Source organism: Streptomyces sp. NPDC016309, assembly GCF_043077235.1.
GTDB lineage: Bacteria > Actinomycetota > Actinomycetes > Streptomycetales > Streptomycetaceae > Streptomyces.
Genome location: NZ_JBIBSG010000002.1, coordinates 384,572 through 410,956 on the forward strand (window position 1 = coordinate 384,572; position 26,385 = coordinate 410,956).

The window sequence follows — 26,385 nt, forward strand, 5'->3', positions numbered from 1 at the left end:
CCGGGCCGAGCCGAGCCGGGCCGAGCAGCCCCGGCCGGGCCCGCCGGCCGTAGCTCCTCGCGGTCCCGCCGGCCCCCGGTCGCCGTTCCGGCCGGGCCCCGGCGTGCCCGGGCGCGCCGGTGCGGTGGACAGCGCGGCGCTCGGGGCTTACCTATGGATCGACGGGCCGCTTCCCGTCGCACGGCCGATCCGGAACGCCGGCGCCCGGCGCTCTCCGGCGGCGGAAGGGGGTGTCCCGCGATGCCCGACGAGCTGCACATCGACGTCACCGGCACGCCCGGCGGGCAGACCCTGCTCACCGTGGCCGGCGAACTCGACATCGTCACCGGCGAGGAACTGCGCGCCCGCCTCCACGGCCTGCTGCTCGGGCCCGCCACCGTCGTCGTCGACCTGTCCGCCGTCACCTTCCTGGACTGCTCGGGCCTGCGCGTCCTGCTCTGGGCCCGGCGCCGGTCGAACGCCGTGGGCGCCGAACTGCGGCTGCACGCCCCGTCACCCGCCGTACGCAAGATCCTCCGCGTGACACGTCTGGAAGCGGCCTTCGCCCCGGCCCCCGAGGTGCCCCACCCGGCCCGCGGCTGACCCCGGACCGGACCGGCCGGTCACCCGCGCCCGACCGGACCCGCCCCCCTCACAGCGACGGCCGGCCGGCCGGCCCGTCCAGGACGCGCATGGCCTCGGCGTGGGCGCTCATCCGGCCGCTGACGCTGCCGACGGTGAACATCACCGCGCCCGCGACCGCCACCGGCACCGACAGGCCCAGCACGGCGAGCGCCTCCGGCCAGTCCCGCTCGTCCGCACACCAGTCGCCCCGCCACACCCCGTCGTTGGCCGTGCCGCCGTGGGTCAGCAGCCGTGACTCGCACTCCCGGGGGTGCCGGTCGTCCGGCTTCCTCTCCGCCTGGTACGGGGTGAGCAGCAACACCGCGCACCACGTCCACAGCAGCGCCGCCAGGGACAGCAAACCGGCGCCCCACCCCCGTGTCCGCCGGGCCCGGACGCGGAAGTCCTGGTCATAGTCATGTGCTCGCATGGCGCAGCAAGCTAGCAGTCACCCCGCCGGCCCCCGCCACGCGGCTCCCTCGCCACCGCCCGGGCCCCGGGCGGCGCCGGGTTGTTTGACGGCGGCGGTGAGGGATACGCGGACACGGTGCGGGGCCACCGGCGCCCTGGAGGCCGCTATGGAGTACGTGGAGGAGCGCCCCTACCGTTTCCGCATCGCCCGCCACGGAGACATGCGGGTGCCAGGAGTGGTGTTCGCGTCACGGAGCCTGCTGCGGGACGCGGAGAAGTCCCTGGAGCAGGTCGCGAACGTGGCGACCCTGCCGGGCGTCGTGAGCGCCTCGTACGCCATGCCGGACATCCACTGGGGCTACGGGTTCCCCATCGGCGGAGTGGCCGCCACCGACATCGCCGACGGGGGAGTGGTGTCGCCCGGTGGCGTCGGCTTCGACATCTCGTGCGGGGTGCGGCTGCTGGCCGCCGACTGCGACCGCCGGGAGCTGGAGCCGGTGCTGCGGTCCCTCATGGACGGCCTCGGCCGGGTGGTCCCGCGCGGCGCCGGACCGGGCGGCGTCTGGCCGGTCGGCCGGGGAAAACTGGAACGCATCCTCCTGGGCGGCTCCCGCTACGCCGTGGAGGAGGGCCACGGCGAGGAACGCGACCTGTGGCGCTGCGAGGACGGCGGGGCGGTCGCCGACGCGGACCCCGGCCAGGTGGACGAACGGGCCCGCGAGCGAGGCCTCGGCCAGGTCGGCAGCCTCGGTTCGGGCAACCACTTCCTGGAGGTCCAGCAGGTCACGGAGGTCTACGACGCGCCCGTGGCCGCCGCCTTCGGGCTGGCCGCCGGCCAGGTCTGTGTGATGATCCACTGCGGGTCACGCGGCCTCGGGCACCAGATCTGCTCCGACCACGTCCGCCTGATGGACCGGGCGATGGCACGGTACGGGATCGGCGTGCCGGACCGGCAACTCGCCTGCACCCCGGTCGACTCGCCGGAGGGCCGCGCCTACCTGGGAGCGATGGCCGCCGCGGCCAACTACGGCCGCGCCAACCGGCAACTGCTCTCCGAAGCCGCCCGCGAGGTCTTCCGCCGCGAGGCGCACGCCCGCCTCACGCTGGTGTACGACGTCTCCCACAACCTCGCCAAGGTCGAGGACCACCCGGTCGACGGCGTACGGCGCCGGCTGTGCGTGCACCGCAAGGGCGCCACCCGTGCCTTCCCGCCCGGGCACCCCGAACTCCCCGACGACCTGCGCCCGGTGGGCCAGCCGGTGCTGATCCCCGGCACCATGGGCACGGCGTCGTACGTCCTCACCGGAGTCCCCAGGGGTGACGCCTTCCACTCCACCTGCCACGGCGCCGGCCGGGTGATGAGCCGCCACCAGGCCGCGCGCACCACCGGTGGCAAGGAGCTCCGGGCACGGCTGGAGGCGGACGGCATCGCGGTACGCCCGGTGTCCTGGCGCGGCCTGGCGGAGGAGACCCCGGAGGCGTACAAGGACGTCGACGCGGTGGTGCGGGCGAGCGAGGGCGCGGGCCTGTGCCGCAAGGTGGCCCGCCTCGTCCCGCTGGGCGTGGTCAAGGGGTGAACCGGCCGCGGGGCCGTCGGGGGGCGGCCCTCAGACGTCGACCGTCACCGCGCACGACCATCCGTACGGATCGGGGGCCAGCCGCAGCTCGTGCCAGGACACCGCCTTCGGCACGGCACCGGTGATCGGCACCGACCGCACGTCCGTCACCGCCATCCGGACGTCCAGTCCGCCGTCGACCGTCTCCACCTCGACGTCCACCGGCACGTCACCGCGCACCTCCAGCCCGAAGACCACCTCGTCCAGCAGCGTGGCCAGCAGGTCGTCGTCGCTGCCCTCGTCCACCTGCACCTGCCGCACGGCGGTCGGCCGCGTCCCCGAGACGTCCGCGAAGCACTCGACCATCCCGAGGACCGCCTCCACCAGGCACTGCTCCCGGTTCGTGCCCCACGCCTCGACGCGCACGTCGGCCGTGTGCGGCACCGCCCGGTGCCCGCACGTCCCGGGCCGCCGGACCCGCATGTCGTCGTCCGTCTCACCGGCCATGCCGACCGCGTGCCCCCTCACCGCACCCGTATGCCTCCCCGCGCGTCACCGGCTACTCGCCGGCGGGCCGGGCACCCGTGCGCACGAACACCTCCGTGTCGTCGTCGTGCTGGTCGCCGGCGTCCCCCGGAGCGCCGCCGCCCCCCTCCGGCGGGTCCTCCGCGAGCAGCAGGGTGGCCAGCAAGGTCGCCGAGCGGTTGCTCAGGGCGTCGGCCGCCTCGATGAGCCGGTGCTGCTGGGCGGCCGGCAGCGACAGGGCCACCGCCCCCGCCCGGCCGTCGACGGTCAGGGGGAAGGCGACGCACACCTCGTCGTTGGAGTACTCCAGCAGGTCGAACTGCGCCGCCTGGGGTCCGTGGTGGTCGAGCGCCCGGAACAGGTGGCGGTGATCGGTGATGGTGCGCGGTGTCAGCGGTACGGGGCGGCGCCGGTGGAGATGGTCCATCCGGCCGTCGAAGTCGAGCTGCGCCAGCAGGCTCTTGCCGACGGCGCTGGCGTGCGCCGCCTCGCGGAAGTCGACGTACTCCCGCACCGCCGGGGTGCGGGGCCCCGCCGCGTACTGGGTGATCCGCACCTCGCCGTCGGTGTAGCGGCCCACGTACACGGCCGCCCCCACCCGGTCCCGGAGACCGGACAGGACCTCCCGCAGGGCGTTCTCCCGCTCGGTGCCCTCGTGCGCGGCCCACGCCCGGAGCAGGGGACCGGCGGCGTACGCGCCGGGCTCCGGCGCGGTCACCAGGCCCTGCTCGGACAGCCAGGCCAGCAGGCGCTCCAGCGCGGTCGCGTCCAGGCCGGTGCCGTGTGCGAGCTGCACGGTGCTCATCGGCCCGTCCGTCCCGCCGATGGCGTGCAGGACGTCCAGCGCGCGCATGGCCTGCTGCCACCGCTGCGCCGATTCCCGGCCGTCCGGTACCTGCTGGGCCAGGCCGGTGAGGGAGGCGGGCCGCAGGGGCGCCGGTGTCCACAGGCGGCTGCTCCCGGGCCGGCCGGGCACCCACAGTCCGCCGGCCGTGGCGAGCACGGACGCGCCCGGCGGGGGCCCCGACGGGTCGGGGGCGGGGCCGGATGGGGTGCGGAGTGCGGTGCTCTCGGGTGCGGGGCCCGCCGCGGTGCCGGGTGCGGTGCCGGTGCCGGTGCCGGTGGCGGAGGTGGGCGCGGTGGTGTCACCGGCCGGGACCGCGGAGGCGTCCCGGAGCGGCGCGGCGCGCGGACGGCCCAGCGCGGCACGGACCTCGTCGATGAACTCGGGATCCTGCACCGTGCCGTCCCGCTCCCGTACGCCCGCCGTTACCTCGCGCAGCAGCACCCGGGCGTCACCGTGACCCAGCCGTGCCGCCTCGGCGACGAGGTACGCGGCATCGTCCCGGCCCTCCTCCCCGTACCGGCGGCCGACCACCACCGCCAGACGGAACAGCGCTCCGGGGTGCCCCCGCTCGGCGGCCCGCCCCAGCCAGTCGGCCGCCATGGACAGCTCGTCGCGGCGCAGCGCCTTGGTGCCCAGCCGGTAGAGGGAGTTGACCCGCGCCCGCTCTTCCCCGGCGCCGTCCTCCGGGGCGGGGCCGGCGGGCCCCCATGTGCCGTCCGGCCGGTCCCAGTGGTCCCGCTTCCCCTCCAACTCCTCCAGCAGTGCGGTGAGCCCGGCCGGAACCGGCGGCTGGGAGCACTCGCTCCGGGGCCCGTCGTACCTGCTCACACCACTCACCTGATTCCCTTTCCGTGCACCGCTGTGTCCTTCCGCCGCTGTGGTCGGCGATGCCGGCCGAGCTTGCGCCGCAGCTCGACGATCGCGTTGTGCCGCTGGACCCGGAGGTTCGGCAGGGATATCCCGAGGGCGTCGGCGATCTCCTGGTCCTCCAGTCCGCGCGCCTGGAGCTCGACGACCCGCCGCCGTGTCCCGGGCGTCATCCGCTCGATGGCCGGTACGACCAAGTCGTGCAGGACGTGCAGGTCGACGGCCGGGGGAGACAGCCGCCGCTCCTGGAGCTGGGCCAGTACCGTGTCCGCCACCAGCACCGCCCGCTCCCGGCGGAAGGTGCTGACGGCCAGGTTGTGGGCCGCGCCCAGCAGGTAGGCCATCAGGTGCTCGCCCGGCGCGGCCCTCCCCGACAGACAGGCGTCGGTGACCCGGAGGAAGGCCTCCTGTGCGACGTCCTGGCCCTGGACCAGCGACATGCCGAACTTCCGCCGCAGCGCGTGCGGGGCCCGCTCGATGTACGCCGGATAGATGTCCAGCAGGCGCTGCCCGAGGCTCCCGCCCGGGCGGAGCGTTTCGCCGGGCGGTACGTCGTTCACCACAGGCCGGTCTCCTCGCGGCACCGTCCTGGGACCGGCCGTACCGTCCACACGGTCAGCACGCCGCCGTCCGCCGTCTCGAACCGCGCCACCCAGGGCACCAGGCATCCGCACAGCTCCCGCTCCGTTCCACCGCCCGCGCCCGGCGTCCGCCGGGCCGGCCGCCTCCAGGGCCGGCGCCGCACGGCGCCCAGCGCGTGCACCGCGCTCAACGCGGCCGAGACCAATCCGACCCAGTCCAGGGACGACGTCATGCAAGGGCTCCCGATCTTCCGTGAGGAGGCACGGCGCGGACGCGCCGTCACCCATGGACGCGCGGAAGGCCGCGGACATTAACGCGTGATCGCAGATGGCTGGAGATGACCGATCCTGAGCATGTTCCGACGTGTGCTCGACGGATGTTCGACGGGTCGAGGAGGGAGCCGGTCCGCGAACGTACGCAAAGTCATCGCCGCGCCGTCGAGGAGCGGAGGGGAACGGGTGCCCGCAGAACGGCACTTGAGGATCCGTACAGTGGCCGCATGACCATCTCCGCGCCGCACGACGGCACCCTGGAATACCGCGAGGCGAGGCCCGAGGACCTGGCCGGCGCCGAGGGCATCGACTCCTCGTTCACCACGGACCGGACGTTCACCGTGGTGGACACCGGCTCGGGCTTCTCCATCGTGGAGACGCCGGTCGACCCGCCCCTCCGCAAGGAGTTCCCCGACGACGACGGGGAGGGGGACGGAGACGAGAACGGGGACGGGGACCCGGCCGGGGCCGGCACACTCGTCGCGGTGGACGGCACGCGCGTGTGCGGGTACGTCACCACCACGTATCAGGAATGGAACCGGCGCCTGACCGTCGCCGACCTCGCGGTGTCGCCGGACCACCGGGGCCGGGGCATCGGCGCCGAACTGCTCCGCCGCACCGTGGAACGGGCCCGGGCGCGCGGTGCCTCGCACGTCTGGCTGGAGGTCACCCACGTCAACGCGCCCGCGATCCGGCTGTACCGCCGGGCGGGCTTCACCTTCTGCGGTCTGGACACGTCCCTCTACGAGGGGACCGAGTCGGCCGGGGAGACGGCCCTGTACATGAGCCGGCGCTGCTGACCTGTTCCCGTACCAGGGTCATTCCGCGAGCTCAGCCCGCCCGGGCCGGGAGGAGCAGGCGCTCACCGGCCCCCGGCCGGCCGCGACCGGAGCGGTGTTGCTCCCACGAGGCTTCGCCCGTACGTCAGGAGCCGTTCGCCCGCGCGTCATCCTGGCCGCACCCGTACCCGCCACCATCGGAGCTCCGGCCTTCGGAGAGGAACGACAGGTGCAGCGTCGACGGACACATCGGGGACTCACGCCGGGCACCGGCGCGGCGATGGCGGCGGGCGTCCTGCTGCTGTCGGCCTGCGGCACCACGTCCGTCACGGACGACAGCCCGGCCCCCACGCGCACCAGCGGCATCGCGTGCGCGGAGAGCGGCCGGCTCGCCGCCTCCGGTTCCAGCGCCCAGCAGCACGCGATGAAGCACTGGACGCGCGAGTACCGGGAAGCGTGCCCGGGCGTGGAGATCCGCTACGTACCCATCGGATCCGGTGGAGGAGTCGCCCAGTTCCTGCGCGGGGCGACCGTCATCGGCGGGACCGACAGCCCGCTGAAGGCCGACGAGGTGGAGCGGTCCCGCGAGGTGTGCCGGGGCGGCAGGGCCATAGACCTGCCCATGGTCGGCGGCCCCGTCGCCATCGGCTACAACCTGTCCGGAGTGCGGGACCTCGTCCTGGACGCCCCCACCCTCGCCAAGATCTTCGACTCCAGGATCACCGTGTGGAACGCGCCGGAGATCCGCCGGCTCAACCCGGGCGCACAACTCCCCGCCACCCCCATCAGCCCCGTGCACCGGTCCGACGAATCGGGTACGACCCAGCACCTGAACGCCTACCTCGCCGACGCCGCGCCGGCACAGTGGCGGTACCCCGAGGACAAGGCGTGGCAGGCCCACGGCGGCCAGTCGGCCGTCGGCTCCGGGGGAGTGGCGGACCTGGTGCAGGTGACCGACGGGGCGATCGGCTACTTCGAGCTGTCCTTCGCCAAGGCGAAGGGGATCTCGACCGTCCGGCTCGACACCGGGGCCCCCGAGCCCGTCGCCGTGTCCGCCGGGACCGCCTCCGCGGGCATCGCCACGGGGAGGGTGGAGGGCACCGGCAACGACATGACGCTGGCCCTCGACCACCGCACCCGCGCGCCCGGGGCGTACCCGCTCGTCCTCGTCACCTACGAGATCGTGTGCGACCGGGGCAACCCCGCCGAGCTGCTGCCCGCCCTGAAGTCCTTCCTCACCTACACGGCGAGCGCACGGGGCCAGCGGGATCTCCCCCGGATCCACTACGCGCCGCTGCCGGACGAGGTGGCCGCCCGGGTCCGGCAGGTCGTCGACGGACTTTCCTGAACGCCCTGCTGGCCGCGCCGCCCGTCATGGGCTGTCGCCCGTCCAGTCCCAGTGGCCGGGATCGCCCGGACGGCACCGGTAGTGGGCGCGCCCGCCCGGACCGTACCGCCCTATCTCCGTGGGGAGCCGGGCCTCTTCGCCGAGCCGGGCCCCGCTCCACCCCGTGACGTCGAGGAGGAGCCCGTCGAGCGGCCCGCCCACGAGTTCGCCGTACTCGCGGTCGGGGCGCGGGCCCGGGTCGGGGTCGTCGTGGTCGGCGCCGTACACCCGGCGCCGGAGGATCCTGTCGTCCATACCGACCAGCTTCACATCCGGCACTGACAGTCGTCCGGCACCGACCGGCGGGCGGTCGGGCGCACGGACGGGAGGGGCCGGGACACGGCGGGCACCCGCCCGGGGCCGGATAGAGTGCCGCGCATGGGGGCGACGTTCATCTTCTGCGCGGATCCGCTCCGGCCCCGGCGGCCGGACGAGCACTACGCGGACGAGGCGGCCGCCGTGCGCGACCTCGGGCACCCCGTCGCCCTGATCGACCACGACGCACTGACCGCCGGCCGCACGGCCGCCGCCGTGGCACGTGTCCCGGAGGGCGCCGGACCGGCCTGGTACCGCGGCTGGATGCTCACGGCGGGACAGTACGCCGCCCTGTCCGAGGCCCTGGCCGCGCGCGGGGTGTCGCTCTCGACGGCCCCCGAGGACTACCGGCGGGCCCATGAACTCCCCGGCTGGTACCCGGCGTTCGCGCCCGTCACCCCTCCGGCCGTGTGGCTCCCCACCCCGCCCGGCACGCCCCCGGCCGCACCCCGGCTCGCCACGGCGGCCACGACGCTCGGCGGCGGCCCGGCGATCGTCAAGGATTACGTCAAGTCCCGCAAGGACCGGTGGGACGAGGCCTGCTTCGTCCCGGACCTGGCGGACCCGCACCGCCTGGCCGCCGTCGTCGCCCGTTTCGTGGAGTTGCAGGACGCGTCCCTGACCGGCGGCGTGGTGATCCGCGCCTTCGAGGACTTCCGCACCACCGACGGCGAGGCGCGCCTGTGGTGGATCGACGGCGATCCGGCCCTCCTCACGGCACACCCCGACAGCCCGGCGCTGCGGCCGCGACCCGACCCCGCCTTCGTCGCCCTCGTACGCCCCCTGGTCGCCGCGCTGGGCTGCCGCTTCGTCACCACGGACCTGGCCCGGCGGGCCGACGGCGCCTGGCGGGTCGTGGAGGTCGGCGACGGGCAGGTCAGTGATCTGCCGAAGGGCGTGGCCGCCGGGCGGCTGGTCCACCCCCTGGCGACGGCGCTCCCGCCCCGGGCGGTGTGACCCGGCCGGTCGCGGCCGGCCGGTCACCCACCCGCCGCCGCGCCGGGGCGGAGGTCCGGGTGCTGCTCGGCGAGGCGGTCCGGCGCCGCCTGTCTCCACGAGTCGACCAGGATGTCCCGCAGCTCGTCCAGACCCTCCAGGGCGGCGATCCGCACCCGCACCCAGGCGGAGCTCGCCTCGTGCGGCGGCACCCAGAACTTCTCCGGCTCGGCGGCGATCAGTTCCGTGCGCTCCAGCTTGGGGCAGCGCACCGCGAACGAGGTCCGGTCGTCGGGAATCGTCACGTACATCTTCCCGGCCACGCGGAAGGTGGGCATGCTCCAAGCCTCCTTCTCCACCGTCTCGGGGAAGGACAGGGCGATACGGCGGACGTCTTCAGCGTCGATCATGAACACCACGGTAGCCAGCCCCACTGACAGCCCGGCGCCGTCCCCGGCGGCCCGGTGTCCGCGGGGGTCCGGTGCGATCGCCGGCGGCCCGGTGTCCGCGGGGGTCCGGTGCCGGGCGTTCGGCGACCGGCGGACCGGCCTCTTCCGACCCCTCGCCACCGGCTGACCGACCGCTTAGCATGGTGCGCGGCCGCCGCCGGGCCTACCCCGACCGTGGAGAAGCCGCTGCCGCCCGGCGCCGCCGCGCCCCGGTCGGGAACCACACCCCACCGCCCCACGCGGCGAGCCGCCGTGGTGACCACGCACGTCCCGTCCGACTGGAGGGTCCATGCACACCAGTTCCGCCCCCGGTGGCGTCCGCCCGGTCGCCCGCACCACCCACGCCGACGAGGCCCTGCCGGTGCCGGGCGCGGAACCGCCGGGCCCCGAGGTGTTCCGGCGGGCCTGCCGGCGACTCCTCGGCAAGGGCACCGGCTTCACCGACACGGTGGTCCACCGGATCCGTACGGAGGTGCCGTACTACGCGGACCCCGTCCTCGCACCGCCCGACCTGCGGCCGACCGTCGGCACGGGCGTACGGCACGGGCTGGAGGCGGGCACCGACCCCGACGCCGTGGTGCTGGTCGAGCGGTACACGAGGGAACTCGGCGTCAGACGCGCCGAGCAGGGTCGTCCCCTCGACGAGGTGCTGCACGCCTACCGGGTGGCCGGAGCGGCGGTCTGGAACGGCATCGTCGCCGTCGTGGAGCGGGACGGGCCGGGCGAACTGCGCCACCTGGTCCACGCGGCCGAACTGGTGTGGAAGCACAACGACCGCGACGCCCTGCTGGTCGCCGACGCCTACCGGCAGGTGGCCAACGGCCTGGCGAGCAGACAGGCGGAACGCGTCCGCCTGGTGCTCGCGGCCCTCCTGGAGAGCGGCGGCGACCCGTGCTCCACCCGGGACGCGGCGGCGATCCTCGACCTGCCCCCGGACGGCCGGTACGCGGTGGCGGTGCTGCGGGCCCGGCCACCGTACGGCCGCGTACCGAGCTCCCTCCCGGACATCGCCGGGGTCCGGCTCCTGGGCCATCCCCAGGGGCAGTGGCACACCCTCGTCGCGCACCTCGGCGACCTGCCCCTGGACGTGTTCGCCGACGCCCTGGAGGCCGGACCGGGCCTGCGCGTCGGGATCAGCCCGGTCGTGCGCGGCCTGGACGGCCTGCCCCGGGCCCGGGACATGGCAGCCCTCGCGCTCTCCACCTGCCGCTCCGACGGCGAGGTCGCCCGGCTGGACGCCCGCCTGCCGGACGGCCTGCTCGTCTCGCGGCCCGATCTGTCGGCCGAACTGGCTCACCAGGTGCTCCAGCCCCTCCAGGAGCTTCCGCCGGCCGACCGGGACACCCTCATGGAGACGCTCGGGGTCTGGATCGAGTGCGGCGGCTCCGCCGCGCGCACGGCCCGGCGCATGCTCTGCCACCGCAACACCGTGCTCAACCGGCTGCGCCGCTGCGAGCAGATCACCGGCACCGACCTGACCCGTCCCCGCGACCTGGTACGGGTCGTCCTGGCCTTCGACGCCCACCGACTCCTCGGCCCCACCGCCGCGCTCCCCGCCCCCGCCCCCGCGCTCGGTACCGCCCCCGCGCTCGGCCCCACCACCGCGCCGGGCCGCACACCCGCCCCCGCGCTCGGCCCCGCCCCCGCCGCCCGACCCCGCTGACTGGGCAGCCGCACAACCGGGACGTGCGCGGGGTGGGAGCGGGCAACGGCACCGGCGCCGCCCATGGCCCGGCCGGGCGGTCCGTGTTCTGGTGAGGCCGCGTCAGCGCGGGGAGCCACCCGAGACCAGGTCCGCCAGGAGAGCGCATGCCCCCTCAGCACGTCCCCCGCGTCCCGCACGCGCGGCACCCTCTTCCCCACCCGTCCCACCGCCACGGGGCGTCGCCGAGCCGTCCCGGGGTGGCCTTCGCCCTGCTGAACGCCGTCACCCTGGCCGTGCACCTGCTCCTCGCCTGCTCCGCCCCGGAGTTGCTGGCCACCCGTCTCGGCGACGGGGGAGAGGTCACCCTCGGGCTCGTCGCCCTCCTCCTCCAGGCCGCCCTGCTGCTGTGGACCGCGGCGCGCTACGACCACCTGGCCCGCCGCCGCGCCCAGTACCGGCGCGAGAGCGAACACGGGCACGAGGAGGCGTACGGACCCGGCCGGGACCAGGGCGGGCGGCAGCCGGAGTGGGGGGCGGAGCGGTGACCGCGGCCCGGACACCACTCGCCGTACCGGCCGGGATCCTGGACTCGGACACGCGCGCCGCCGTGCTGGTCGGCTTCCTCACGATCATCGTCCCCGTGCTCTTCATCTGCGTCCTCAGCGGCCCCGAACGCGACCGGGTCCACGACTTCTACACGGCCGGACGCGCGGTTCCTCCCGTCCGGCGCACCCTGGTGCTGTCCGGCATCTGCCTGTCCGCCGCCACGGTCCTCGGCACCACCGGCAACGTGGCGCTGGTCGGCTACGACGGGCTCTTCATCGCGTTGTGCACGGTGCTCTCCCTCGGCGTGCTCCTCCTGCTCGCCGCCCCCCTGCGGGAGTTCGGCGGCTGCACGCTCGGGGACGCCTTCGCCCGCCGCGCCCCCGGGCCCGCGGTACGCGGCGCGGTCGCCCTGGTCACGCTCAGCGCCTGCGTGCCGTACCTGGTCGTCCAGCTCACCGGTGCGGGGAAGACCACCGCCATGCTGCTGGGGCTGTCGGGCCCGGGCGCGGAACAGGTCGCGATCGTCATGATCGGCGCGCTGGTCGTCTGCGCCACCGCTTTCGGCGGCATGCGGGGCACCGTCACCCTGCAAGTGATCAAAACGGTGGTGCTCCTCGCGATGGCCCTGGCCATGACGGCCGTGGTGTTCCACCGCTTCGGCTGGAGCCCGGACTCCCTCCTCCGCGGCGCCGCCCGGGGCAGCGGTCGCCCGGACACCTATCTGCGCCCCGGCCTGCTGTTCGGCGCGGGCGGGGGAGCGGGCACCGACACCGGCACCGGGCTGGTGCCCGCACTGGACTTCGTCGGACTGATGGTCACCGTCGTGCTCGGTGTCGCCTGCATGCCCCACGTCGCCATGCAGCTCAACCTCGCGCCCGACGCGGACGCCGCCCGCCGCACGGTACGGAACACCACCGGCGTCATCGCCGGGTTCTGCCTCGCCACGGCGGCCCTGGGCTTCGGCGCGGCCGCCGTGATCGGGCCCGCCGCCATCACGGCGGCCGAGCCGGGTGGCCAGAGCGCCCTGCTGCTGCTCACCGGGGACCTGGCGGGCGGGGGAGCGGTGGGCACGTGGGGGACCCTGCTCGTCGTCCTGGTCTCGTCGGCGGTCTTCCTCACCACCCTGTCCGTCGTCGCCAGCATCACCCTCGCCGCCGCGGGCGCGATCGCGCACGACCTGTACACCCATGTCCTGGCCCGGGGGCGCACCACGGAGGGCCGGGAGGTGGCCGCCGCCCGGTGGGCCTCCGCCGGGGCGGGGGCGCTGAGCATCGCGCTGGCCGTCCGGGTGCAGGGCTGGAACGTCGGCTTCCTGTCGGTCTTCGGGCTGGCCGTGGCGGCCTCCTGCCTGCTGCCGGCCCTGCTCTACTCGCTGTTCTGGCGCGGCTTCACCAGGACGGGGCTGCTGTGGACGCTGTACGGAGGGCTGGGCTGCGCCATCGGCCTCCAAGTGTGCAGCCCCGTCTTCACCGGCGCCCCCACGGCACTGTTCCCCGGCCGGCACCTCGACTGGTTCCCCCTCCAGACGGTCGCCCTGGTGTCGGTGCCCGTCGGCTTCCTGGCCGGGCTGGCCGGCAGCCGCCTCGACCGGTACCGGTACCGGCGGCGGAGGGGAACGGCCGCCACCGCGTCCGCCGGGGGGTGAGGGTTGGCACCCGTGGCCGGCCCCCGTGCTACGGGCGTACGCCGGGTCCCGCTCCGCCGTTCCTGACCGGCCGTGTGTGGATCTTGGCGATGCACGCCGGCATGGCGGCGCCCTGCTCATGGCTCCGGGCCCGGTAGGCGCTGGGGGTCTCGCCGACCAACTGCGTGAAGCGCGAACTGAACGACCCGAGCGAGGTGCAGCCGACCGCGAAGCACACCTCGGTCACGGTCATGTCGCCACGCCGCAGCAGCGCCTTCGCCCGCTCGATGCGACGCGTCATCAGATAGCTGTACGGGCTCTCGCCGAAGGCGGCGCGGAAGCTGCGGGAGAAGTGGCCCGGGGACATCAGGGCGTCCCGCGCCAGCGCCGTGACGTCGAGCGGCTCGGCGTACTCGCGGTCCATCCGGTCACGCGCCCGCCGCAGCCGGACGAGGTCGGCGAGGTCCTGGCGTTTCACCCGAGCAGTTTCCCACAGCGCCCCCACAGCGCCCCCGCCGGCGGCAACGGGCGGCGCCAGGCCGGCCGCGCCGCCCGGACCACCGGCACCGGCACCGGCGCCGACGACGGCCGCGGCGGCGCCGGGACCGCCGCCGCGGACCGGTCAGGAATGGAGAAGCGTCCGCCGGGGGCCGTGCCTAGCCTGGGACCCATGGACCTCACCATCCACTGGACCTTCCTCCCGCACGACGACCCCGAAGCCTCCCTCGCCTTCTACCGCGACACCCTCGGCTTCGAGGTCCGCAACGACGTCGGCACCGACAGGATGCGCTGGATCACGGTCGGCCCGCCCGGCCGGCCGGACACGTCCATCGTCCTGGAGCCCCCGGCCACCGGCCCCGGCGTCACCGAGGACGAGCGCCGCACCATCACCGAGATGATGGCCAAGGGCACGTACGCCCGCATCACCCTCGCCACCGCGGACCTCGACGGCGTCTTCTCCCGGGTACGGGCCGGCGGCGCCGAAGTCGTCCAGGAGCCGGCCGAGCAGCCGTACGGCGTGCGTGACTGCGCCTTCCGGGACCCGGCCGGCAACCTGATCCGCGTCAACGAACTCCGCTGACCCGCAAGGCGATCGCACCCCCGCTCCCACCGCCGGGCGGCACGACGGCCGGCCGGCGCCGGGCCCCTGCCCCCGCCGGCCGGCCCGTCGCCGTGATCCGTACCGGAGGCGAGGGAACCGGACGTAGGCTCTGACCCGGCCGGATCGAGCACGGCGCGACGCCGACGGGGACCACGCAGGCGGCCCGCCCGACAGATGGAGACACCATGAGCAAGGCCAGGACGAGCACGGACGGGCCGTCGCCCGCCCCGCACGCCGCCGACAGCCACGATCTGATCCGGGTGCTCGGCGCCCGGGAGAACAACCTCAAGGACGTCAGCGTCGAGATCCCCAAGCGCCGGCTGACCGTGTTCACCGGTGTGTCCGGCTCCGGGAAGAGCTCACTGGTCTTCGACACCATCGCCGCCGAGTCCCAACGGCTCATCAACGAGACCTACAGCGCCTTCGTGCAGGGGTTCATGCCCACCACGGCCCGGCCCGACGTCGACGTCCTCGACGGGCTGACGACCGCGATCAGCGTCGACCAGCAGCGGATGGGAGGCGACCCGCGCTCCACGGTCGGCACCGCCACCGACGCCCACGCGATGCTGCGGATCCTCTTCAGCCGGCTCGGGAAGCCGCACATCGGCCCGCCCAGCGCGTACTCCTTCAACACCGCCTCCGTCCGGGCCAGCGGGGCCATCACGGTCGAGCGCGGCGCCAAGAAGGCGGTGAAGGCGACGTACCACCGCGTCGGCGGCATGTGCCCGCGCTGCGAGGGCCGCGGCACCGTCTCGGACATCGACCTGACCCAGCTCTACGACGACACCAAGTCGCTCAACGAGGGCGCGCTCACCATCCCCGGCTACAGCATGGACGGCTGGTACGGCCGCATCTTCGCCGGCTGCGGCTTCTTCGACCCGGACAAGCCGATCCGGCGGTACACCAAGAGGGAGCTGCACGACCTCCTCCACAAGGAACCCACCAAGATCAAGGTCGACGGCATCAACCTGACCTACGAAGGCCTGATCCCGAAGATCCAGAAGTCGATGCTGTCCAAGGACATCGACGCCCTACAGCCCCACGTCCGCGCGTTCGTGGAGCGGGCGACGACGTTCGCCACCTGCCCCGAGTGCGACGGGACCCGGCTCAGCGAGGGCGCCCGCTCCTCGAAGATCGGCGGGATCAGCATCGCCGACGCCTGCGCGATGGAGATCAGGGACCTGGCCGTATGGCTCCGCGGCCTCGACGAGCCGTCGGTGGCACCGCTGCTGACCGCGCTCCGGCACAGCCTCGACTCGTTCGTGGAGATCGGGCTCGGCTACCTCTCGCTCGACCGGCCGGCGGGCACGCTGTCGGGCGGCGAGGCGCAGCGCGTCAAGATGGTCCGCCACCTCGGGTCCTCGCTCACCGACGTCACCTACGTCTTCGACGAGCCGACCATCGGACTCCACCCCCACGACATCCAGCGGATGAACGGCCTGCTGCTGCGGCTGCGGGACAAGGGCAACACGGTCCTCGTGGTGGAGCACAAGCCGGAGACGATCGCGATCGCCGACCACGTCGTCGACCTCGGCCCCGGCGCCGGCACGGGGGGCGGAACGGTCTGCTTCGAAGGCACCGTCGAGGAACTGCGGGCCGGCGGCACCATCACCGGCCGCCACTTCGACGACCGGGCCTCCCTGAAGGAAACGGTCCGCAAGCCCACCGGAACGCTGGAGATCCGCGGCGCGTCCACGCACAACCTGCGGGACGTCGACGTCGACGTCCCCCTCGGGGTGCTGTGCGTGGTCACCGGAGTGGCGGGCTCCGGCAAGAGCTCGCTGGTGCACGGCTCCATCCCGGCCTCGGAAGGGGTGGTGTCGGTGGACCAGGCGCCGATCCGCGGCTCCCGGCGCAGCAACCCCGCCACGTACACCGGACTGCTCGACCCGATCCGCAAGGCGTTCGCCAAGGCCAACGGCGTGAAGCCGGCGCTGTTCAGCGCCAACTCCGAGGGCGCCTGCCCCACGTGCAACGGAGCGGGCGTCATCTACACCGACCTCGCGATGATGGCCGGCGTCGCCACCACCTGCGAGGACTGCGAGGGCCGGCGCTTCGACGCGTCGGTGCTGGAATACCGCCTCGGCGGGCGTGACATCAGCGAGGTGCTCGCGATGCCGGTGGCGCAGGCCGAGGAGTTCTTCCGCGACGGCGAGGCCCGCACCCCGGCCGCGCACAGGATCCTGGAGCGGCTCGCCGGCGTCGGGCTCGGCTACCTCACCCTGGGCCAGCCCCTCACCACCCTGTCCGGCGGCGAGCGGCAGCGCCTCAAGCTGGCCACCCACATGGCCGACAAGGGCGGGGTGTACGTCCTCGACGAGCCGACCGCCGGTCTGCACCTCGCGGACGTCGAGCAGCTGCTCGGGCTGCTCGACCGGCTCGTCGACGCCGGCAAGTCGGTCATCGTCGTCGAGCACCACCAGGCGGTGATGGCCCACGCCGACTGGATCATCGACCTGGGCCCGGGCGCCGGCCACGACGGCGGCCGGATCGTCTTCGAGGGCACTCCGGCCGACCTCGTCGCCGCCCGCTCCACCCTCACCGGCGAACACCTCGCGGCCTACGTCGGCGCCTGACCCGCCGGGCCTCCGGCAACCGCGGCGGGGCCGGCCGTCCGATCCGGGCCGGCCCGCCCACGGCCACGGCCGTTCCGGCCGTACTGCTACCCCGCGTCCCGCCCGGTCCGCAGGGCGAAGACCGCCAGGTTGAGGTCCTTCATGGCCTGCCGCGCGGTTCCGGCGTCGTCGCCCCGGTCGATCGCCTCGAGCGCGGCGGCCGCCGCGGTGCGCACCGGGTGCGGCAGGCCCTCGTCGGCGGCGATGCGGTAGGCGATGGTCCGGCGGGCCGACCGCTCGTCGGGGGAGACCCCGCCACCGGTCAAGGGGAAGGCGGCGGCCTCGTACGCGGTGATGCCCAGCAGCACCGCGTGCGCCAGCCCTTCGGCGTAGCCGTGGTCGTGGGCGTCCCGGGCCGCCCGGCCGTAACCGGCGAAGACCCGCCGGCGGATCAGGAGGCAGCCGCCCAGGACCCCGGAACCGGTCACGACGCCCGCGATCGCCGCGGCGACGGGCCCGCTCACCAGGAGCCCGCCGAGAGCGGCGAGCACCGCGCCCGCGAGCGTCAGTTCGACGGAGAGGAGCAGGTGTACGCGGCGGAGGGCGCGGGCCTGTGTCATGCCGGGCATTATGCCGACCGGCCCCGCCGCACACGACGCTCGCCCGGTGCCGTGCTCCCGCACCCGGGCTCAGGCCCCTCCCGGCCGCCCGGCCAGAACGCCGCCGTCGCCCATGGACCGGCGCGTACGTCCGGGCCACCCCCCGGGCCGGCCCCGGATGGCCGGCCGGCGTTTGCGGGGCACGGGACCGGGTGTTCCAGTGGAACCGGACACCGTCAGGGCCGGCGAGGCCGCGAGGTGGCGCCCGCCACCGCACCGGTGAGCGCTCGCCGTACCCCCGGTGAGGAGGCGCTGCCCCATGCAGGAGTTCGACCGCGGTCCGACGGCCCAGTTCGCCGAACTGCTCGCGCAGGTGCCCGACCCACCCGTCCCGGCGGCGTTCTGGTCCGACTGGGGACCCGTCTTCTACCGCGGCCGGCTCGACGGTTCGGCCCGGGTGCTGATCGTGGCCTCGGACCCCGGACCGACCGAACGGATCGCCGGACGCAGCCTGGTCGGCAACGCCGGACAGCGGGTGCAGGGCTTCCTCACCAAGCTGGGGCTGACCCGCTCCTACGTCTGCCTCAACGCCTGGGCGTACGCGGTCCACCCCGGCCAGGCCCTGGCGATGAAGGACCGTCTCGACGACCCCGCGCAGAAGCAATGGCGCAACACGGTCTACGACCGGGCCACGGACGCGACACTCCAAGCCGTCGTCGCGATGGGGTTCATGGCCCGGGAGGCGGTACGGCTGTGGACGACCCGGCCCCCGGTGCCACTGATCGAGATCCCCCACCCGTCCAGTCACGACGAGCAGGCCCTGCTGACCGCCTGGCGCGACGCCGTCACCCGACTGCGCGCCATCGTGACGCCGGACGACGACGGCGACAACACGGGCCCCACCTACGGCACCGCCTTCGAGGAGTCCGACCACAGCCCCGTCCCGCGCCGTGACCTGCCCTTCGGCGCACCGGACTTCCTGGGCGACGACGCCTGGGTGCGCGCCCAGCCCGGTGACGCGCAGAACTCCGTGGGCCGCCCGTCGCCGGACGATGGTCACACCCTGGTCTGGAAGGCGCCGAGCTGATGGCCCTCGTCCTCCTCGGCACCGTCGTCACCTTCGACGACGATCACCGGATCCTCGACCCCGGCGCCGTGTACGTCGGCGACGACGGCCGCCTCGACGCGGTGCGACTCGCCGGCCAGGACCCGCCGGCCGGCTACTCGGACGCGCCCCGGATCGACACCGAGGGGCTGATCCTCCCCGGGCTGATCGACCTCCACAACCACATCGCCTACAACACCCTGCCGCTCTGGGAGGCCGTGGGCGTGCCCTACGCGCACCACGACCGCTGGGTCGACGAGAAGGACCCGCCCGACTACTCCACGGCCGTCACCTGGCCCGCCAGGGTCCTGCAACAGGCCGCCCCCGAGGCACTGCTCAAGTACGTCGAGGTCAAGGCCCTGGCCGGCGGGACCACGACCATCCAGGGCGCTCCGCTCTCCACCCGCCCCGTCAACGGCTGGATGCTGCGGATCGTCGACAACGAGAAACTGCCGGCGGGCACCGACATGGTGATGACCGCCGCGCTCCAGCGTGACGCGGAGGAACTGCGCGACGTCCGGGCACCGATGCTCGACGGCACCCGCGTGCTGATCTACCACGTCGCGGAGGGCCGGAAGGGGTCCCTCGTCCACCGCGAGTTCGACGACCTCGAACCGTGCCTGAGGCCCGGCCTGATCGGCGTCCACGGCACCGCGCTGGCCGCCGCCGACTTCACCAAGTGGCGGGACGCCGTCGCGGCCGTCAACGCCGCGGAGAAGGGCACCCTCGTCTGGTCGCCGTTCTCCAACCACTGGCTCTACCACGAGACGACCGACGTGGTCGCCGCCCACAAGAAGGGGCTGCGCATCGCCCTCGGCTCCGACTGGTCGCCCTCGGGCACCAAGCACGTCCTCGGCGAGCTGAAGGTCGCCGACGCCGTCAACCGCCACGACCTGGGCGGGCACTTCACCGACCGCGACCTGTGCGACATGGTCACCGCGAACCCCGGCGACGCCCTGGCCACCGCCTGGGGCCCCCACGTGGGCCGCCTCCGGCGCGGCAGCGCCGCCGACCTGCTCGTACTCGAACACCACGACCCGGCCGAGGACCCGTACCGCAATCTGATCGGCGCGACCGAACGGCACGTACGGCTGGTGATGGTGCGCGGCCGGCCGTTCTACGGCACACAGGCGCTGATGACCGCGGCCGGGGCCACGGACACCGACCCCCTGACCGTCGCCGGGGTCAAACGCCGCGTCGTGGTGCGCCGGCCGGACCGGACCGACGCCCGGCTCGACTGGCCCGGCGTCAAACGCGCCCTGGAGAAGGTCCGCCAGGACCCGGTGGCCGCCTGGCGTGCCGCACAGGACGCCCTCGCCGAATGGGGCGGGCCGCTGGACGACCCCGACGCGCCGCTCGTCCTCTTCGGCGACATGCCGGAGGGCGACCTCGGCGCCTTCGGAGCCGCCGGGGAGGTCCCGTTGGACCTGGTCATCCCGCGCCTGGACCCGCCGGCCCACGACGCCGCCTACTTCGCCGCGGTGGCACGCTCCGGTGTGCCGCGGCTCCAGCACCTCGCGGAGTACTACCCATGAGCCCGGCCATCGCGGAACCCTCCCGGACCCTGCCCGACTCCATCGGCCTCGACGCGTTCACGGCCCGCGCCGGCGCCGACCCGCTGCCGCTCGCGGCGCGCTACCGGCTCGTGGCCGCCGCCCGCGTCCTCCTCGAGGAGCTCTACGTCCACCTCCCGCTCAAGCGGGCGATGCACGCCACCGATCCGGTCCAGCGGCTGCGCCTGCTCGAACGGCGGCTCGCCCCGCTCGGCGAGCTCCAGTTCCACGCCGAACTGGCCGGGATCTTCCGGGGACTGGGCGACCTCCACACCGTCTACCAGCTCCCCGACCCGTACCGGGGGCACGTCGCGGCGCTCGGCTTCCTCGTCGAGCGGTACACCGACCCGGACGGCACGCCCCACCACATCGTCACCCGGATCGATCCCTCGCTCGTCCACGCCGGCTTCGACGTCGGCGCCGAACTGGAGACCTGGAACGGCGTCCCCATCGAGCGGGCCGTCGAACGCAACGCGGCCGCGCAGCCCGGCTCCAACGCCGACGCCCGCCTGGCCCGCGGACTGGAGTCGCTGGCCCTGCGCCCGCTGCGGACCGGCCCACCGCCCGACGAGCACTGGGTGCTGCTGACGTACCGCACCCGGACCGGCCGGCGTCGCGAGACCAGGATCCCCTGGCGGGTGCGCGCCGCCGAGTGGTACGCGGGGCGCGCCCAGGACCCGGTGCCCACGCTCGCCACCGCCCTGGGCATCGACGCCGGCAACGAGGCCACGCGCCAGATCAAGCGCGCGCTGTTCGCGCCGCCCCCGGCACGCCGTTCGGCCGCGCGGGCGTTCCGCGGCGTCCTCGACCACCGGACGGTGCGCGTCCGCGGCCGCTCGTACGGCTACCTGCGCGTGTTCTCGTTCAACGTTCCCGGCGCACGGGCGTTCGCCGAGCAGATCGCCCGGATCGCGGCCCGCGCTCCGGCGGGCGGGCTGATCATCGACATCCGCGGCAACCCGGGGGGCCACGTACCGGCCGCCGAGTCCGCCCTCCAGGTCCTCAGCGAGAGCCCCGTCACTTCGGTGAGCTTCTCGCTGTCGACGACGCGCGCCGCACTCGTGCTGGCCCGGTCCCACCCCGGCTTCCGGATCTGGACGAACTCGATCCGCGACGCCGTGGAGACCGGCGAGGTGTACTCGCAGGGCTTCCCGCTCACCGACCCGGAGGCCATCACCGCCGGACTGCCGCGCCACACCGGCCCCAAGGTCCTCATCACCGACGCGCTCTCGTACTCGGCCGCCGACATCTTCGCCGCCGGCTTCCAGGACAACGGCCTCGGCCCCGTCCTCGGCACGGCGCACCGGACCGGGGCGGGCGGCGCCAACGTGTGGACGCACGAACTGCTGCGGGTGTGGCTGCCCGACCTGCTCGGCGACCTGCCGCGCGGCGCCGGGTTCCGGGTCGCGCTGCGGCGGGCCACCAGGGCACGCGGCAACGTCGACGTCCCGCTGGAGGACCTCGGCGTCCAGGCCGACGAGGTGCACCGGCTGACCGAGCGCGACGTCACCGGGCGCAACCAGGATCTGCTGGCGGCCGCCGCCGCGCTGCTCGCCTGATGCCCCGGCCGCCCGGCTCCCCGGCCGCCCGGCTCCCCGGCCGCCCGGCGGCCCGGCGGCCGTCCCGCCGCGGCAGCGGGCGGCGAGCCCGGGCCGGTGTCAGCCCTTCCGTACCGCCGTGACCGTGAAGCGCTCGACCTCGGCGATGTGCCCACCCGTGAACGCGACCACCGTCAGCACCGCGTCCTTGGCGCCCTTGAACGAGACGGACGACGACCAGGGCTGGCCGGAACCGCCCGCCGGCGTGCAGCAGGAACTGCCCAACGGGGCCTCGGAGGACGGCTGGCGCACCTGGACCCGCAGGCTCTCGTCCACGCCGCTGATCCGCCCGCCGACGGTCAGGGGGGAGCGGACCACGGAGCCGTAGGCCGGCGCGGTCAGGGTGAACGTCGTGTCGTCGGTGCCCACGACCTCCCAGGGCGCGTCCCGGCCGGTGCCGTACCGCATCAGGTGCACCACCGCCGCGCTGCCCGAGGACTCCGGACCGCTCAGCCCCACGCCGATGCGTGCCCGTGTCGCGCCGATGGACCGTGACGTGACGCGGTCGATCTCCGTGAAGCCCAGATAGCCCCGGGTGAACGACAGCGCGGTCTGCTCGGCGTCCAGGTGCCAGGGCTGGTGGCCTCCGGCGCGATACGCGCGCTGCCAGTCCTGCGCCTGCGCGGGCGTGGTGAAGGGCCACATGGGCTGGAACCGCCCCAGGCCCGGAACCGGCGCGGTGGCACCGGGACCGGCGGTGGTGGACGCGTCGGGCCGGGGCGTGCCCGGGACGGCCGGCGCGGACGTCGGCCGCCCGCTCGGCGCGGGCGCCGGACGCGAGGAGGAGGGCGGGGCCGCCGAGGACGGCGCCGACGGGACGGGTCTGGCGGACGGCGACCCCGAAGGCGCCGTGTCCGGGCGCCCGTCGGTGCCGCTGCAGGCGAGCAGCGACAGGCCGGTCGCGACCGTGACGGTCATGAGGCGGAAGCGGAGCCAGACGTTCATTGATGCCCCAGAGAACGAGTACCGACCCTCGGCACTGTTCGTCCGGCCATTTTGCCACGGAAACGGCCCGCTTCCCAGAGTGCCCCGGTCCGTCCAAGTGCCCCGCCGGAGCACGGCGTTTATAGGATCGGGAACCACACCGACACGGGAGGCGCACGAAACGATGGCCGTCATCCACCGGACCACGATGTCCCCGACGAAGCTCGAACTCCTCACGTCCTGGCTGCCCACGCGCCCCTGGTACGTCCCCACGGGCGCCACGCCCGCACTGGACAGGGCGGGCGGCTTCCGGCTCGACGACCCGGAGGGCGAGGTGGGCATCGAGTTCATGGTGGTCACCGACGCCTCGGGGGACCGGCCCGTCACGTACCACGTCCCCCTCACGTACCGCGCCGCGCCGCTGGAGCAGCCGGACGCCCACGGCGACGAGGCCCTCATCGGCACCTCCGAGCACGGCGTACTGGGCCGGCGCTGGATCTACGACGGTGCCCATGACCCGGTCCTCCACGCCCAACTCCTCGCCCTCCTCGCCGGGAAGGCGGAGCCCCAGGCACAGAGCGAATCCGGCACCCCCGACAAGACCGTCACCCGGCACGGCGCCGACGCCCCCTTCCCCGCCCCGTCCGGGCCGGGCACCGCCACCGACGGCGCGGAGGGCACCGACATCGTCCTCCCGGCGGGGTCCGGCCCGCTGACGCTCACCGTCACCCGCGTCCTGCGGCCCTCGGCCCCCGCCCCGGACCGCCCGTGCGTCACCGCCGCCTGGCGCCTGCCCGACGGCACCGAGCACCGGGCCCCCTTCGCCCTCCTGCGCACCGCCCCCTGACGCCCGGGCGTCCCGACGCCGGTCCGCGCGGTCCGCGCCGCCCCGCCGGGCCGGCCGCGCGGGCCCGGCGCCAAGGCGCACGAACTGTCCGCGAGCGGCCGCACCACCGGCAAGATCGTCCTGGCCACCGGTCCGGCGGACCGCTGCCCTTCTTCGACCCCCGCGCCACCCCGCACCCCCTCGCCTCCCTCCTCCAGGCGGTGCGGCTGGAGGGCGGCCTCGGCCGGTTCCGCGACAAGTCCTACGTCTACGCCACCGGGTGGCCCACCCCGTCGCCCTTCACCGAGCTGTACGAGCGGCTCGGCAAGGACCCGGAATGGCGGACCCACGCCGTCGCCAGCGGGCACAACATCATGCGCGACGCCCCCGAGGCGCTGCTGGAGGTGCTCCTGGGCCACGGGTGACCGGGCCCCGCGCCCGGCGGCACGGCCGCCCGGGTACCCTGTGCGCCGGCCGCCCGGTACCCCTGACGGTCCGGTCGGGAACCGGCCACGGCGCATCCGTGTCCCAGGGGGTGGAGACCGGCGGCAGGGGGGACGGAAAGATGAAGGCGTGGGTGGTCCCCGGTTACACGGAGACCAGAGAACTGGGCTCGGGCGCGAGCGGCCGGGTGGTGCTGGCGGTGCACGACGGGACGGGCATCCCCGTCGCGGTGAAGTACCTCAGCGACCGCCTGCGCCGCGACCAGGCGTTCGTACGGGACTTCCGGGCGGAGGCACGGCTCCTCGGTGGGCTGCACTCGCCGTACGTCGTCGGCCTCTACGAGTACGTGGAGGCGCCCGACGGCGCCGCCATCGTGATGGAACTGGTCGACGGCATCGCCCTGCGCGCCGTGCTCAAGCAGAGCGGGCACACCGACCCCGAGGCCGCCCTGGTCGTGCTCAAGGGCTCGCTGCTGGGCCTGGCCGCCGCCCACCGGGCGGGGGTCGTGCACCGCGACTACAAGCCGGAGAACGTGCTGGTCGCGGCGGACGGCTCGTCCAAGCTCGTCGACTTCGGCATCGCAGCCGACGACGGCACCACGCCCGGTGTCGCCGGCACCCCCGCCTACATGGCCCCCGAGCAGTGGCAGGGCGGGCCCGCCTCCCCGGCGGCCGACGTGTACGCGGCGACGGCCACCTTCTTCGAGTGCCTGACCGGGCGCAAGCCGTACACCGGGCAGAACTTCGCGGAACTGGCCCTCCAGCACATCGAGGCCCCGGTCCCCGAAGCCGACGCCCCGGAGCCGGTCCGGCCGCTCATCCGCCGGGGCCTGGCCAAACACCCCGAGGAACGCCCGGAGGACGCCGAGGCGTTCGTCGCCGAGCTGGAGGGCGTGGCCCGCGCGGCGTACGGACCGGACTGGGAGGAGCGCGGTCAGCGCAAGCTGGCGGCGCTGGCCGCGCTGCTGCCCCTGCTGTTCCCGTCGGCGGGCGCCCCGCCGGCGTCCGCCACCGCGTTCGCCACGACCTCGCTGTGGGCGCCCGGGCGGCGCGGCTGGCTGGGCGCCGGCGCGGCGCTGGCGCTGGGACTCCTGCTGATCTTCACCGAGGCGGAGGCCACGGACCTGACGGGCGGCGCGACGGTGCGCAGCGCGCGGGCGACGACCAGCGCGGCATCGGGCGCCCCCGTCCCGGGAGCGCCGGGAGCACCGTCCCCCTCGGCCTCGACCGGCACCTCCGCCCCGCCGTCCCCGTCGGCGTCCGCCAGTACCTCGCCGTCCCCCTCCGGCTCCACCTCCCCGGGCGCGTCCCCGACGACCGCACCGGCCACCCCCGGCGCGCCGGGGACGACCACGACGCCACCCGGCACCGGACCCACGGACACCGGCCCCACCACGACCCCGCCCACCACCCCGCCGACCACCGCGCCCCCACCGGCCCCGGTGGACGTGAAGGCGGTGAACGTGACCTCGTTCCGGCAGACCGACTTCACCGCGGCCCAGGTGACGCTGTCCGTCGACGCCTCCGGCCCGGCGACCGTCCTGCTCGAATGGTTCAGCAGCGACGCGCGGGGCACGCTCGGTGCGCCCGAGGGCTCCATGACCTTCCCGTCCGCCACGGCGGCCACCGCCCGGACCCTCACCTTCTCGGGCCAGGGCTGCTACTGGGGCGTACGGGCCACGACCACGCCCGCGGCCGGCAACGGGGCCGCGACCCAGCAGATCCTGATCAGGCGGTGCGAGATCCGATGAACGACGACGACTACAGCGCCACCGCCCTCGGCAGCCAATGGATCAGCGGCCCGCCCGCCACGGCCGACGTGACGGCCGTGGCACCCGACCGCGCCGACGGCTCCGTGCTGCGTTTCGGACCCGGGGTCACCGCTGCCGCCGTGGCCCCGTTCCCGGTGGAGCCGGCGCCCGCGCCCGCCCGGCGGGGCGGTGGACCGCGCCGGTACGCGCTCGCGGCGGCCGTGCTCGTCGCCGTCATCGGCTACCTCCTGTTCCAGCGCTACGGACCGGGCATCGAGGTGCGGGACCTCACCGTCACCACCGACCCGTCCGGCCCGGCCTGCGGCGCCGCCGCCGACGTGGTGGCCCTGGTGCGCACCAACGGCCGCGCGGGAACCCTGACGTACCGGTGGGTCCGCAGCGACGGCACCCGTTCCGAGCAACTGACCGAGCGGGTCGCGGGCGGCCACCGGGAGGCCACGCTGCACCTGCTGTGGACCTTCCAGGGGCCGGGCCACTACCCGGCCGAGGCGCGGATCGAGCTGCTGGAACCCGCCCGGCGCACGGCGGCGGTGGCCTTCACCTACGACTGCGCGACCTAGAGTC

Annotated in this window: 27 protein-coding genes; 17 read left to right on the forward strand and 10 right to left on the reverse strand. The window is 74.9% G+C overall.

Annotated features, from left to right (window positions below):
• Nucleotides 1-240 precede the first annotated feature (240 nt).
• A complete protein-coding gene (locus ACF068_RS06335; RefSeq protein WP_392272994.1) occupies nt 241-582 on the forward strand; it encodes an STAS domain-containing protein in 342 nt (113 codons plus the stop codon).
• A 49-nt stretch (nt 583-631) separates the two neighbouring features.
• Here ACF068_RS06335 and ACF068_RS06340 read toward each other — a convergent pair whose 3' ends face one another.
• Nucleotides 632-1,033: a hypothetical protein gene (locus tag ACF068_RS06340; RefSeq protein WP_392272995.1), complete on the reverse strand. Its 402-nt coding sequence runs from the start codon at nt 1,031-1,033 to the stop codon at nt 632-634.
• 148 nt (nt 1,034-1,181) lie between these two features.
• On the opposite strand from ACF068_RS06340, the gene ACF068_RS06345 reads away from it, so the two are divergent.
• A complete protein-coding gene (locus ACF068_RS06345; RefSeq protein ID WP_392272996.1) occupies nt 1,182-2,591 on the forward strand; it encodes an RtcB family protein in 1,410 nt (469 codons plus the stop codon).
• A 30-nt stretch (nt 2,592-2,621) separates the two neighbouring features.
• Here the strand turns inward: ACF068_RS06345 and ACF068_RS06350 are convergent, their stop codons facing one another.
• The 4 genes from ACF068_RS06350 to ACF068_RS06365 are packed head-to-tail and all read right to left on the reverse strand — an operon-like array spanning nt 2,622 to nt 5,623.
• On the reverse strand, nt 2,622-3,077 hold the full coding sequence (locus ACF068_RS06350) for an archease (protein WP_392272997.1): 456 nt from the start codon (nt 3,075-3,077) through the stop codon (nt 2,622-2,624).
• Nucleotides 3,078-3,129: 52 nt separating this feature from the next.
• Entirely contained in the window at nt 3,130-4,770 is a 1,641-nt protein-coding gene (locus tag ACF068_RS06355) for an IclR family transcriptional regulator C-terminal domain-containing protein (RefSeq protein WP_392272998.1), read from the reverse strand.
• Between the two features lie 5 nt (nt 4,771-4,775).
• Complete coding sequence (locus ACF068_RS06360; RefSeq protein WP_392272999.1) at nt 4,776-5,369, reverse strand: RNA polymerase sigma factor; 594 nt, start codon at nt 5,367-5,369, stop codon at nt 4,776-4,778.
• On the reverse strand, nt 5,366-5,623 hold the full coding sequence (locus tag ACF068_RS06365; protein WP_392273000.1) for a hypothetical protein: 258 nt from the start codon (nt 5,621-5,623) through the stop codon (nt 5,366-5,368). Before ACF068_RS06365 ends, ACF068_RS06360 begins: the two co-directional genes overlap by 4 nt.
• A 267-nt stretch (nt 5,624-5,890) precedes the next feature.
• Here ACF068_RS06365 and ACF068_RS06370 point away from each other — a divergent pair, with 267 nt between their 5' ends.
• Entirely contained in the window at nt 5,891-6,463 is a 573-nt protein-coding gene (locus tag ACF068_RS06370; protein WP_392273001.1) for a GNAT family N-acetyltransferase, read from the forward strand.
• Between the two features lie 208 nt (nt 6,464-6,671).
• Entirely contained in the window at nt 6,672-7,790 is a 1,119-nt protein-coding gene (pstS, locus tag ACF068_RS06375) for a phosphate ABC transporter substrate-binding protein PstS (protein ID WP_392273002.1), read from the forward strand.
• Between the two features lie 24 nt (nt 7,791-7,814).
• Here the strand turns inward: pstS and ACF068_RS06380 are convergent, their stop codons facing one another.
• Nucleotides 7,815-8,084: a hypothetical protein gene (locus tag ACF068_RS06380; protein ID WP_392273003.1), complete on the reverse strand. Its 270-nt coding sequence runs from the start codon at nt 8,082-8,084 to the stop codon at nt 7,815-7,817.
• A 123-nt stretch (nt 8,085-8,207) separates the two neighbouring features.
• Here ACF068_RS06380 and ACF068_RS06385 point away from each other — a divergent pair, with 123 nt between their 5' ends.
• Nucleotides 8,208-9,101: an ATP-grasp domain-containing protein gene (locus ACF068_RS06385; RefSeq protein WP_392273004.1), complete on the forward strand. Its 894-nt coding sequence runs from the start codon at nt 8,208-8,210 to the stop codon at nt 9,099-9,101.
• 23 nt (nt 9,102-9,124) lie between these two features.
• Here ACF068_RS06385 and ACF068_RS06390 read toward each other — a convergent pair whose 3' ends face one another.
• Nucleotides 9,125-9,490 carry an MmcQ/YjbR family DNA-binding protein gene (locus tag ACF068_RS06390; protein WP_392273005.1) on the reverse strand — a complete coding sequence of 122 codons (366 nt, stop codon included), beginning with the start codon at nt 9,488-9,490 and terminating at the stop codon, nt 9,125-9,127.
• A 328-nt stretch (nt 9,491-9,818) separates the two neighbouring features.
• On the opposite strand from ACF068_RS06390, the gene ACF068_RS06395 reads away from it, so the two are divergent.
• From ACF068_RS06395 to ACF068_RS06405, 3 genes are all read left to right on the forward strand, one after another.
• Complete coding sequence (locus ACF068_RS06395; RefSeq protein WP_392273006.1) at nt 9,819-11,192, forward strand: PucR family transcriptional regulator; 1,374 nt, start codon at nt 9,819-9,821, stop codon at nt 11,190-11,192.
• Nucleotides 11,193-11,338: 146 nt separating this feature from the next.
• Complete coding sequence (locus ACF068_RS06400) at nt 11,339-11,719, forward strand: hypothetical protein (RefSeq protein ID WP_392273007.1); 381 nt, start codon at nt 11,339-11,341, stop codon at nt 11,717-11,719.
• The gene (locus ACF068_RS06405; protein ID WP_392273008.1) at nt 11,716-13,365 is read left to right on the forward strand and encodes a cation acetate symporter; all 1,650 of its coding nucleotides are present in this window, start codon (nt 11,716-11,718) and stop codon (nt 13,363-13,365) included. Before ACF068_RS06400 ends, ACF068_RS06405 begins: the two co-directional genes overlap by 4 nt.
• Nucleotides 13,366-13,393: 28 nt before the next feature.
• On the opposite strand, the gene ACF068_RS06410 is transcribed toward ACF068_RS06405, so the two are convergent.
• Nucleotides 13,394-13,822, reverse strand: coding sequence for a helix-turn-helix transcriptional regulator (locus ACF068_RS06410; protein ID WP_392273009.1), 429 nt, complete (start codon nt 13,820-13,822; stop codon nt 13,394-13,396).
• 192 nt (nt 13,823-14,014) lie between these two features.
• On the opposite strand from ACF068_RS06410, the gene ACF068_RS06415 reads away from it, so the two are divergent.
• Nucleotides 14,015-14,425: a VOC family protein gene (locus tag ACF068_RS06415; RefSeq protein ID WP_392273010.1), complete on the forward strand. Its 411-nt coding sequence runs from the start codon at nt 14,015-14,017 to the stop codon at nt 14,423-14,425.
• Between the two features lie 206 nt (nt 14,426-14,631).
• Nucleotides 14,632-17,022, forward strand: a complete 2,391-nt coding sequence (locus ACF068_RS06420) for an ATP-binding cassette domain-containing protein (RefSeq protein WP_392273011.1) — start codon at nt 14,632-14,634, stop codon at nt 17,020-17,022.
• Nucleotides 17,023-17,108: 86 nt separating this feature from the next.
• Here the strand turns inward: ACF068_RS06420 and ACF068_RS06425 are convergent, their stop codons facing one another.
• Nucleotides 17,109-17,621: a hypothetical protein gene (locus ACF068_RS06425; protein WP_392273012.1), complete on the reverse strand. Its 513-nt coding sequence runs from the start codon at nt 17,619-17,621 to the stop codon at nt 17,109-17,111.
• A 298-nt stretch (nt 17,622-17,919) separates the two neighbouring features.
• Here ACF068_RS06425 and ACF068_RS06430 point away from each other — a divergent pair, with 298 nt between their 5' ends.
• Genes ACF068_RS06430 through ACF068_RS06440 form a run of 3 tightly spaced genes read left to right on the forward strand, consistent with a single transcriptional unit; the run spans nt 17,920 to nt 21,817 of the window.
• Nucleotides 17,920-18,687, forward strand: a complete 768-nt coding sequence (locus ACF068_RS06430; protein ID WP_392273013.1) for a hypothetical protein — start codon at nt 17,920-17,922, stop codon at nt 18,685-18,687.
• Nucleotides 18,687-20,240 carry an amidohydrolase family protein gene (locus ACF068_RS06435; RefSeq protein WP_392273014.1) on the forward strand — a complete coding sequence of 518 codons (1,554 nt, stop codon included), beginning with the start codon at nt 18,687-18,689 and terminating at the stop codon, nt 20,238-20,240. Before ACF068_RS06430 ends, ACF068_RS06435 begins: the two co-directional genes overlap by 1 nt.
• A complete protein-coding gene (locus ACF068_RS06440; protein ID WP_392273015.1) occupies nt 20,237-21,817 on the forward strand; it encodes a S41 family peptidase in 1,581 nt (526 codons plus the stop codon). The genes ACF068_RS06435 and ACF068_RS06440 overlap by 4 nt, the downstream gene beginning before the upstream one ends.
• 99 nt (nt 21,818-21,916) lie before the next feature.
• Here ACF068_RS06440 and ACF068_RS06445 read toward each other — a convergent pair whose 3' ends face one another.
• Nucleotides 21,917-22,801, reverse strand: coding sequence for a hypothetical protein (locus tag ACF068_RS06445; protein ID WP_392273016.1), 885 nt, complete (start codon nt 22,799-22,801; stop codon nt 21,917-21,919).
• 163 nt (nt 22,802-22,964) lie between these two features.
• Here ACF068_RS06445 and ACF068_RS06450 point away from each other — a divergent pair, with 163 nt between their 5' ends.
• The 4 genes from ACF068_RS06450 (at nt 22,965) to ACF068_RS06465 (ending at nt 26,381) form a co-directional block, all read left to right on the forward strand.
• On the forward strand, nt 22,965-23,627 hold the full coding sequence (locus tag ACF068_RS06450) for a 1,4-alpha-glucan branching protein (RefSeq protein WP_392273017.1): 663 nt from the start codon (nt 22,965-22,967) through the stop codon (nt 23,625-23,627).
• A gap of 200 nt (nt 23,628-23,827) precedes the next feature.
• Nucleotides 23,828-24,031 (forward strand): hypothetical protein, encoded by a 204-nt coding sequence (locus ACF068_RS06455; protein ID WP_392273018.1) that lies wholly within the window; start codon nt 23,828-23,830, stop codon nt 24,029-24,031.
• A gap of 140 nt (nt 24,032-24,171) precedes the next feature.
• Nucleotides 24,172-25,800 carry a serine/threonine-protein kinase gene (locus ACF068_RS06460; protein WP_392273019.1) on the forward strand — a complete coding sequence of 543 codons (1,629 nt, stop codon included), beginning with the start codon at nt 24,172-24,174 and terminating at the stop codon, nt 25,798-25,800.
• On the forward strand, nt 25,797-26,381 hold the full coding sequence (locus tag ACF068_RS06465) for a hypothetical protein (protein WP_392273020.1): 585 nt from the start codon (nt 25,797-25,799) through the stop codon (nt 26,379-26,381). The genes ACF068_RS06460 and ACF068_RS06465 overlap by 4 nt, the downstream gene beginning before the upstream one ends.
• Nucleotides 26,382-26,385 lie beyond the last annotated feature (4 nt).

Excerpts from the sequence above, each read along its gene's own strand:
- ACF068_RS06335 (WP_392272994.1), top strand. The coding sequence starts at position 241 with ATGCCCGACGAGCTGCACATCGACGTCACCGGCACGCCCGGCGGGCAG.
- ACF068_RS06340 (WP_392272995.1), bottom strand. The coding sequence starts at position 1,033 with ATGCGAGCACATGACTATGACCAGGACTTCCGCGTCCGGGCCCGGCGG.
- ACF068_RS06345 (WP_392272996.1), top strand. The coding sequence starts at position 1,182 with ATGGAGTACGTGGAGGAGCGCCCCTACCGTTTCCGCATCGCCCGCCAC.
- ACF068_RS06350 (WP_392272997.1), bottom strand. The coding sequence starts at position 3,077 with ATGGCCGGTGAGACGGACGACGACATGCGGGTCCGGCGGCCCGGGACG.
- ACF068_RS06365 (WP_392273000.1), bottom strand. The coding sequence starts at position 5,623 with ATGACGTCGTCCCTGGACTGGGTCGGATTGGTCTCGGCCGCGTTGAGC.
- ACF068_RS06370 (WP_392273001.1), top strand. The coding sequence starts at position 5,891 with ATGACCATCTCCGCGCCGCACGACGGCACCCTGGAATACCGCGAGGCG.
- ACF068_RS06380 (WP_392273003.1), bottom strand. The coding sequence starts at position 8,084 with ATGGACGACAGGATCCTCCGGCGCCGGGTGTACGGCGCCGACCACGAC.
- ACF068_RS06385 (WP_392273004.1), top strand. The coding sequence starts at position 8,208 with ATGGGGGCGACGTTCATCTTCTGCGCGGATCCGCTCCGGCCCCGGCGG.
- ACF068_RS06390 (WP_392273005.1), bottom strand. The coding sequence starts at position 9,490 with ATGATCGACGCTGAAGACGTCCGCCGTATCGCCCTGTCCTTCCCCGAG.
- ACF068_RS06395 (WP_392273006.1), top strand. The coding sequence starts at position 9,819 with ATGCACACCAGTTCCGCCCCCGGTGGCGTCCGCCCGGTCGCCCGCACC.
- ACF068_RS06400 (WP_392273007.1), top strand. The coding sequence starts at position 11,339 with ATGCCCCCTCAGCACGTCCCCCGCGTCCCGCACGCGCGGCACCCTCTT.
- ACF068_RS06415 (WP_392273010.1), top strand. The coding sequence starts at position 14,015 with ATGGACCTCACCATCCACTGGACCTTCCTCCCGCACGACGACCCCGAA.
- ACF068_RS06420 (WP_392273011.1), top strand. The coding sequence starts at position 14,632 with ATGAGCAAGGCCAGGACGAGCACGGACGGGCCGTCGCCCGCCCCGCAC.
- ACF068_RS06425 (WP_392273012.1), bottom strand. The coding sequence starts at position 17,621 with ATGACACAGGCCCGCGCCCTCCGCCGCGTACACCTGCTCCTCTCCGTC.
- ACF068_RS06430 (WP_392273013.1), top strand. The coding sequence starts at position 17,920 with ATGCAGGAGTTCGACCGCGGTCCGACGGCCCAGTTCGCCGAACTGCTC.
- ACF068_RS06435 (WP_392273014.1), top strand. The coding sequence starts at position 18,687 with ATGGCCCTCGTCCTCCTCGGCACCGTCGTCACCTTCGACGACGATCAC.
- ACF068_RS06440 (WP_392273015.1), top strand. The coding sequence starts at position 20,237 with ATGAGCCCGGCCATCGCGGAACCCTCCCGGACCCTGCCCGACTCCATC.
- ACF068_RS06445 (WP_392273016.1), bottom strand. The coding sequence starts at position 22,801 with ATGAACGTCTGGCTCCGCTTCCGCCTCATGACCGTCACGGTCGCGACC.
- ACF068_RS06450 (WP_392273017.1), top strand. The coding sequence starts at position 22,965 with ATGGCCGTCATCCACCGGACCACGATGTCCCCGACGAAGCTCGAACTC.
- ACF068_RS06460 (WP_392273019.1), top strand. The coding sequence starts at position 24,172 with ATGAAGGCGTGGGTGGTCCCCGGTTACACGGAGACCAGAGAACTGGGC.
- ACF068_RS06465 (WP_392273020.1), top strand. The coding sequence starts at position 25,797 with ATGAACGACGACGACTACAGCGCCACCGCCCTCGGCAGCCAATGGATC.